Genomic DNA, 9,128 nt, shown 5'->3' on the forward strand with positions numbered 1-9,128 from the left:
TAATTGGTATCACTACTAAAGACAGATAAAGCTAAGTGACTTTTTAGGTCGGAAAAAAGTCCGAACTTTTAGGTCGAAAAGGTTCAAAAATTTAGCATTTTTTGCTCAATATTTAGAGAAAAATCACTCTTACTATTATTCCGACTACCTCCTCTAAATTCCCCATTTTTCCTGTACGGGCGATTTCCTACAACTACTAAAAAACTTTTTCAGCAAGCCCTAATTATCGAATAAGTTATTCGGTCTGTTTTCATTAAATTATCATCTAAGTATAGTATTACTTTTGGTAATTGGTATCACTACTAAAGGTTGATTTATGTTTTGACTACGTTGCAATGTTTGATTAAGTAGAAAAATTTTTAATTATGGTAAAACAAGAGGTTATTAAAGCTGAACTGAATTTGACATACAGCAGTTTCCGTAGCTATGAGGTACAGTTGTTTTTATTCTTTTCTATTCCCTATTCCCTATTCCCTATTCCCAGTTAAGTGTTCCCTCAAACCTAAAATTTTGTACCTCATAACAACGGGAAGCGCTGTATATTAAATTATTATTCGGTGTACTTACAAACATTGGAATGATTTACTTGCGAGGATATTCAATGAAAAATTATGCTGCTTATTCCTATATGAAATACTCTAGATAAGAATCATATTGCTATATGATTTAAGTTGCGAGATATTGGAAAATTTTAGGGAAAAAGAAAGGAGCAATAGGGAACAGAGAAGAAGAAAAAAAATTCTAAAAATTAATCTGATAATTGTTATATTCTATAACTTATCAGAAACACCTAAATTCTCACATCTGATTCCTGATTGCTATATTTTTGTCGAGTTGCCTCGATAATTTTCTACTTTTTAAATTTTAACTTTTAACTTTTGAGTCAATTTTTACCTGCATAAGTTTTTTGACAACTATAGCTAAGAAAAAATTGGTTAGTACATAGACTAATGATGAATCTTAGACAGCGGAAATATTGTTCTAACTATTCCCTATTCCCTAGTCCCTGCTAGAATAACTAATAACTGAAATAACTCCTATTCTAATAACCGCTTGAGTTTTTGTTGATTCCAAAGTAACTGATATAAACCAGATTTCCCCACTAATTCTGCATGATTTCCTACTTGCACAATTTTCCCTTTATCCATCACAAAAATTCTATCGGCAGTAGCAGCAGCAGACATTTGATGAGAAATAAAAATTACAGTTTTCTTTTGAGTTCCTGTTGATAAATTTTGCAAAATATTAGTTGCTGTCTGATTATCTACACTCGAAAGTGCATCATCTAAAATTAATATTGGCGCATCAACTAATAATGCTCTTGCTAATGCTGTTCTTTGTCTTTGTCCTCCCGATAAAGTAATTCCTCTTTCTCCTACTATCGTTTCATATTTTTGGGGAAAGTTGAGAATTTCTGTGTGAATTTGTGCTTGTTTTGCAGCAAATTCTATTTCTTTTTGTTCTTTTAATGGCTCGCCATAACAAATGTTATTTTTGATAGTTGTACTGAAAAGAAAACTTTCTTGAGGAACGTAAGCGATCGCCCTGCGTAAATCTTCTAATTTGACTTGAGTCACATCATAACCATCTATAAATAGTTGGTCAATATTAATATTTAAAAGTCGAGGTAATATATTTGCTAAAGTTGATTTTCCTGAACCAATAGGTCCGACAATAGCAATAGTTTCTCCTGGTTTAATCAGAAAATTAATGTTGTCTAAAGCTGGTGTTTTACTACCAGGATAAGTGTATGTTAATCCTTGGCTTTTTATCCAACCTTTTACTATTTGTGGAAAAGTTAGAGGTGATTCATGGTCTTTAATTTTTGGTTCTACTGTGAGAATAGCTTCTATACGATCGATACTTACTTCTCCTCTTTGATAAGCAGTAATTGTAAAACCTAATAATGCAGTGGGGAAAACTAAACGCTCAACATAAATAATTAAAGCTACAAAATTACCAACTGTTAATTCACCAGTTTCCAGGTAGTTTGACCCATTAATCAGTAATATTAATAAGCCTAAACTTGCTAAACTAACGAGAATAGGAAAAAGAGTGTTACGAGTTCTTGCTAAGTCTAAATTAACATCTAAAAGTCGCTGATTATATTCACTAAAAGCTTGTCTTTCATTTTCTTCTTGAGCATATATTTTGATTAGAGAAATACCATTCATATCCTCTTGAATCAAATCACTCATATTAGAAAGTTCTTCTTGTACAGCTAATTGTTGACTTTGCAGTTTTTTACTAAATATTTGTACCAGTATTAGCATGATAGGATAAACAGAAATTGCTAATAGACTTAACCGCACATTAATAGAAAGCATAACTGGGACAGTTAAACCATAAGCAAAAATTGTATTGCTAATACTTAATACTGCAAAACCTAATAGTCTGCGAATATTATCAACATCACTTGTGGCGCGGTTAATTAAATCTCCAATTGTATTATTACTAAAGTAGGATGGTTCTAATTTTAAAAGTCGATTAAAAATCTTTTGTTTGATGTCAAATTCTACTTGTCGTCCTACTCCAAATATGAGGATTCGAGATGCTATTCTAATTACCCACATAATAGAGGCAAAAATTACAATTGTTAACACATAGTATAAGAATTCATTAAATTTTGTTGCTACTTCCAAATCATCTATTGCTTGACTAATTAATTTAGGAATATAGATTCCTAAACTATTGACTATAAGTAGAGAGAAAATTCCTAATGAAGACTTTCGCCAATGAGGACGTAAGTAGGAGGCTAATTTTTGGAGTCGTAGTTGAGAAGATTGAGCCATAGTAGTAATTTTAGATTTTGGATAATGCTATGATTGTAAATAGTTAAATATACAAATAAATTGATGCTTAATTCAACAAAAAGCTGGTTAGTTCCTGTTCAAACCAATCTGTATCAAGTAAATTTATGACTACTAAATAATCTTGTCTAAGATTAAACTCAAAATATTACTACAATGATCTTAAGATCTTGACTATAATATTTGCCACAATAGGATTAATAAATATGGGCAAGCAATTTTCTCTTACATTCAACGTAAAAGACGATGACAGTATTGATACTGATTCTATTAAGTTTAAACTCGGATCTCCCCCAAAGAAAGAACAAAAATCACCTCCAGGAAGAGATTTTACTATTATATTGTCAATGATAGTTTTAGGTATTATCTTTATTGTTAATTTTTTAATTCCAGCTAGTGTAGAGAGTATAAGTGAAGAACCACCTGAACCTGAATCTGAACCTAAACCTACTAATTCTCAAAATAATTCAACTGCTAAATCTTCTAATAATTATGAGCCAGTAAGAATGTATTTTGAAGAATATTGATATTGGTTAACAGTAAAATTCACCCTCATTCTGAAATTAATTACCATCTAAGTAATCATCCTAAATAAAGTGGAACATTATTAAAAATATACTGCTAAATTTTCAGGTTTATTTCTGCTCATATACTTACATCCTGTCTTGTCTATTTTAATCCTAATAAATAAAGTTTTATTTAACACTTAAAAATAGCACTACATAAATTTCTGATCAAATTGGTAAAATATGAAAACTTTTTGCCATCGAATTTTATATAAGTGTATGATTGGTTTTAGCTTATACCATACATAAAAAAAGAATACTATACTTACTCAAAACTTTAGTTATTAAGTAATATAGCAATACTAAATAGGTTGTAACAATTCAAAAACTAGAAATAAACTCCGAAATCCTTACCCATTAACCATTGCCTCCAAACCTATTCCTAAAAAGTGGCAAGATTTTTGACATGAATAAAATAGGATTGCTATAAATAAGTAAGAGAAATTTTTTTAGCTATTCGTGGGCAAACTACAAAGATATCTTATACCATTTCTCAAAAAGAATGCTATAGATAATTGATTGGGGAAGTGTGAGAAGTGTGGGAGGTGGGGGGAGAGGTTAAAAGTAGAAAAAACCTACTAGCGCCTCAAGCTTAAAATGGTGTATTAGATTTTTAAGTAAAAGCTTTGAAAATCAGCATCCTAGAATTTTTATCAAGTAACATTTAAGGCTTGACACAGCACTACATATACTAACCGACTAATAATTGTCACGCAACAGACTTTGGATCTTGGTAACTATTTGACTTCTGAAGTCAAGCTGAAGTATAGCATTAATGCATGGTAATTGGTCTTATCCCTAAAAAACCTACTCCCACCTCTCAAGAAGATGTAGCAAACATTTATGAATTTTGTATTAGAGAGATACACAACTTTCAATAAAATAAAAATGCCCCTCTCTCAAAAAGTTTTTTGAGTAGGGCATAAACTAAATTATATGAAAGAAAAAAAATGGTTATTTAGAAACCAGGAGCTAACCAACCTCGTAGGAAATAGTAAAACAATGCTAAATATTCTTCCCAAACTTCAGTAGTTAGTAAAAGTGCTTCTGCATTAGGCAGAAAATCTGCTAGTACAAAACGATAGGAAGAATCTTCATAAGGATTTACAGTATTAAAGTCTGTAGGAGCAGGAATAGTCCTCATACCTAAGTCAGTGAAAGTTAAACTAGCACGACGAATTTGAATCGCAGAAGTAACAAGAATAACTGTAGGTTCTAAACCTCTTTCATCTAATATTTCACGAGTTTCAACAGCACTTTCATGTACTGTCGAGCCATTTGGTTCAATAATAATAGCACCTCTTGGAACACCCAATAAACCTAAAACCCTTCTGATATCTTGAGCTTCAACTTTATTAAGATCAAAATCTGCTCCAATTCTTGGACCAGCACTAACAATAATGTAAGGAGCTAAACCTTTTTTATATAATTCAGCAGCATGGATAATTCGCTCTGCAGTTTTTGTTAGCTGAACTTGTATTCTATCAGGTATTATTGGTTGAGTTGTTCCTTGACCTAATAAAACAATTGCATCTGCTTTTTCATCACAGCAAGCTGAAACAGAAACAACCTCTATTGCATCTTCTTCTGCTTCTTGAGCTGCCCATACAGCAAATACTGGTGCGCTAGTAATTATCAGAACTATCAAGGCTGTAATAATCAGGGTTGGTGCAGGACCTTTTATTCCCCCATTCGATATTAAAGTAGTGGCATAAACCAACAATATAATTGAAAAACCAAGGGGTTTAAATGCAAAAGCTAGAAACCTAAAAACAGCAGCACCTATCGGACTATCTGGTGCATAAAAAGCTAGTATCAACAAAATAATTGAAAATACCATCAATAACTTATAAATTAAGTTCCTCTTATCATCACCACAGCTTTTCCAGAGTGATAGAGTAATACAAATTAATAGTATGCAAAATACTATTCTGGTTAAAATGATCAGCATAATTTTTTGATTTCTGTCCTGAGAAAATTTGGATTATTAGCTGCATCAATTAAGTGAGTTGATGCACCATTTCCCATATATAAAAATAAAAGTCAACTTATTTTATCTATACTTCAGTTGATAATTAATTGCTTCTGTGACTGTTTGGATTACTTTAACACGAGCATAACGTTTATTATCACCCGCAATTAAAGTCCAAGGAGCAGTTGGCGTACTTGTACGCTGAATCATTTGATTTACAGCTACTTCATAAACTTGCCACTTTTCTCTATTGCGCCAATCTTCTTCAGTAAGTTTATACTGCTTAAATTGGTCGTTTTGTCTCTCAGTGAACCGCCTGAGCTGTTCTTCCTGACTAATATGTAACCAAAACTTAACCAAAACATAACCTGCAGTGGTCAATTGTTCCTCAAACTCATTAATTTCCCGATAAGCACACTGCCATTCTGACTCTGTGGCAAATCTTTCCACTCGCTCCACTAATACTCGACCATACCAACTGCGGTCAAAAATACCAATTTTTCCTGCTTCTGGCAACTTTTTCCAGAAACGCCAAAGATAATGATAGGCTTTTTCCTCCTCTGTTGGTGCAGCAAAAGCATTAACTATATAACTACGAGGGTCCAAGTTATCGGTCAACCGCTTAATTGCCCCACCTTTACCAGCAGCATCCCACCCTTCAAATAAGATTAAAACAGGTAGTTGATGCTTGTATATTTCCAATTGCAGTTTACTCAAAAGTTCTTGCTGCTGGTTTAATGACTTTTTATACTGTTTCGGAGAAAAGCATTGGGTCAAATCTACTTGAGCCAAAAAATCTCGTTCGGTGGGTTTGAGTTGTTCTTGAAGAGGATTATTTGGTCGTGGCGCCCTAATATGCATTTGGTCTAAAGCTTGAGTTAGTATTGAGACAATTTCTGTCAAGACTTTAACTCTTGCCCAACGTTGACAGTTTCCTTCAACTAAAGTCCAGGGAGCAAATCCTGTGCTAGTATGAATTAGCATTTCCTCCGCAAAGGCAGTATATTTTTCATAATTTTTCGCTTGTTGCCAGTCTTGACTTCTAACTCGCCAAGCTCTTAAAGGGTCGTCTGCAGTTTGTTTTAAGCGCTTCTTCAGTTCTTTTTTGCCCAAATGAATCCAGAATTTGGCGATCGCCGCCCCATTATCGACCATCTGACGTTCAAAAGCATTGATTTGTCGCATAATTATTGGTACATCTGCTTCTGACACACTTTTCAACAATCGGTCTTCTAGGACGTGGGTGTACCAACTATGATAAAATAGGGATATTTGTCCTGCTCTAGGAATTTTTTGCCAAAACCTCCACAGAAAAGGATATTGTTGCTCTTGTTTTGTAGTCGGCCAAATTGGATGGACAACAAAACCCCGTGGGTCCATATATCCTACTATTTGTTTAACTAAAGCGCCCTTACCTGCTGCAGCCCAACCTTCTAAAACTATCAGCATAGGTAATTTGTTTTGCCAACAAGCTTTCTGTAGCGATCTTAACTGTCGCATCAGTCCTTCTAACTGTATTTTATAGGCATCTTTATCAAGGCCAACATCTAAATTTAGAGTATTTAACATATTCAGTTATATTTTGTTATAAATATATAGGTCTTTTAGCTATTAGACTGGAAGCCCTACACTCTAACCGATAGGGTGAGTGTCGATATCAGGGGTGTGTGAGTCTAGCTACATTGCCTGACCAATGCCGTAGGTGAGAAATACAACAGTGCCGAGATGAACTCACTATCTATCGCCCTCAGACAGAGACTGTATTTCATTAATGGATAAGAGATTGAATGTATCAGGAAATATAAAAAGGAGATAGGGAATAGGGAATAGGGAGGAAGAAATACAAGGGCAAATATTTGTCCCCTTAATCAGGAATATATGTACTGAATACTTCTCTATCTACCTTCTTTCAATCCCTTGAAGTATTACCGCTTTTAGATTTTAGTCACTCCTTTGGTCTCTTAAGAATTATTTTACTCTCCAGTCTCTAATGGATAATGGATAATTACCTCTAGTTAAAACCGTTACAGAATTGAATATAAGGAAATATTGTTTCTTCTCTTGGTCGATTGGATATGGCGTTAACGTTAGCGCAGCTCCTCTGGAAGAGGCAGTGGCTCTGCACTCTTCGGGAGACCGTTCCCTCCGGGACGCTTTCCTACGGAATGCTCCGCAAACGACCGCTTTTTTCCCCTATCCAAGGGGAGGCTTCAAGGCGCGAATTATTTAATTATTAATTATTCGGAAAAACGAATAACCTCTGCCATGCTCAGTCATTTTTTGCATGCGTAAGCCTTTAACCCTTCCCACTCTTTGTCAGTTACCGAATAATTAAGGTTTAAAGCCTCTCACTCACCGTGGAGAAACAAAAAAAATTTCCTTTTATTCAATCCTATCCGTTTTAGGGAGAGGTAATTATCAATTATCCATTAATGAAGCGAATATTTAACCGTCGCTCCCTTGCCATGGTGATACCATTTGGTAGTACAATCAAAGTGTAAAACATATAGACCCTCATGGCAAAATATAAAGCCGCAGAGAGAGTAACCGTTTCTTGTCCTGGATGTGGAAGGACTCAAACAGTAAGAAAATCAAAGGTTGTTCCTTGCAATTACTACACCTGTAGTCGTTCGTGCAAAGCTAACCCAGAATGGCAACACCCAGCCAAACCGAAGGGATTTGTTCATGTTCAACATATGTACGCTGCTGGCGCATTTACTGGGCACGAGTTCAGACCAGCGACTGAAGAAGAACAGGAGTCTATTAATCGCGCCAAGTTGATTTTTTCGGCAGGCTTGCTTCAGATTTCGGAGCCAAATTAATGGGAATTACCTACCAGTGACGCCTACTGCTATGAGTAACTCAATTTTTTTGCTTGATAAAATTATTCCCTGCCTATTCGAGCGACATGGCTAGATATATACAGTTCCTTGGAATAAAGATGGTTCAATAATTAAATAATTAATAATTACCTTTTCCGATCAACAAGAGGATTTGCTCAGAGGATTTTTTTCTTTTTTGTTCATTACATTGAGAGGCTTTATATTTTACAGCGGTTTTGATTTCGGTAGACCACAGTAGGGGCGATTTTCTACGGAATGCTCCGCAAACATGAATCGCCCCTACTGTGTTTTGGTTGTAACGATGTGTGTAATTTTTCGGTAAGAGCGCCAGTAAAGGGATGTGGGCTAAGAGGGGGAAAATAAAAATGCCTAGAAACAAAGGGTAGTGCATCAGCAAAGTGTGGGATAAGTAAATATGGCTGGCCAATATAATTCCAAAGCACTGATATATCAAGGTTAAGCGCCCACATGGGAGCGAAAAAAGTGCAAATTTTTCAGCCTTTAAGACTAAAAAGTTAGGACGGCTGGCAGACTTGCATAATTAAAGATACAGCTACAATTATTCCTCCTACTTTTGGCAGTCTTCCTACTTTCGGACGTCTTCCTAGACTTCCCACACTTCCTTGACGCACTACCAAACAAAGGAAGAGTTTTAAGTGTGCCAATTGAGCAATATCAAAGATGATGATTAAAATTAAGTATAGCGCTACTTATTAAGGCTCTTGACATTTCTAAATCCTGTTTGCGCAGCATTCCGTAGGAAAACCATTTGACAGTTTACTATTCCCTATTCCCTATTCCCTATTCCCTAGCGTGTAGCGCTATAGATATTGACAGTAAAATTATATTGTGTTAAGTGAATCTTTAGAAAAATCACAAAGAATAAATAAAACTTATAACTAAGTTCAAAAACAATATTATTAAAACCCTTTACAAA

At 34.7% G+C, this 9,128-nt stretch carries 4 protein-coding genes; 1 reads left to right on the forward strand and 3 read right to left on the reverse strand.

The features are described 5' to 3' along the window. Window positions 1-1,037: 1,037 nt before the first annotated feature. A complete protein-coding gene (locus ACP6PK_RS11165; RefSeq protein ID WP_426559667.1) occupies window positions 1,038-2,792 on the reverse strand; it encodes an ABC transporter ATP-binding protein in 1,755 nt (584 codons plus the stop codon). Between the two features lie 224 nt (window positions 2,793-3,016). Here ACP6PK_RS11165 and ACP6PK_RS11170 point away from each other — a divergent pair, with 224 nt between their 5' ends. Continuing rightward, window positions 3,017-3,337, forward strand: coding sequence for a hypothetical protein (locus ACP6PK_RS11170; protein ID WP_426559668.1), 321 nt, complete (start codon window positions 3,017-3,019; stop codon window positions 3,335-3,337). A 997-nt stretch (window positions 3,338-4,334) separates the two neighbouring features. On the opposite strand, the gene ACP6PK_RS11175 is transcribed toward ACP6PK_RS11170, so the two are convergent. Together ACP6PK_RS11175 and pap are read right to left on the reverse strand one after the other, a co-directional pair. Beyond that, the gene (locus ACP6PK_RS11175) at window positions 4,335-5,216 is read right to left on the reverse strand and encodes a YdcF family protein (RefSeq protein WP_426559669.1); all 882 of its coding nucleotides are present in this window, start codon (window positions 5,214-5,216) and stop codon (window positions 4,335-4,337) included. A gap of 213 nt (window positions 5,217-5,429) precedes the next feature. Continuing rightward, on the reverse strand, window positions 5,430-6,917 hold the full coding sequence (gene pap, locus ACP6PK_RS11180; RefSeq protein ID WP_094673437.1) for a polyphosphate:AMP phosphotransferase: 1,488 nt from the start codon (window positions 6,915-6,917) through the stop codon (window positions 5,430-5,432). Window positions 6,918-9,128: the final 2,211 nt, after the last annotated feature.

This window comes from Dapis hubbardiae BLCC-M172, from assembly GCF_050016015.1.
Taxonomy (GTDB): Bacteria; Cyanobacteriota; Cyanobacteriia; order Cyanobacteriales; family Microcoleaceae; genus Trichodesmium.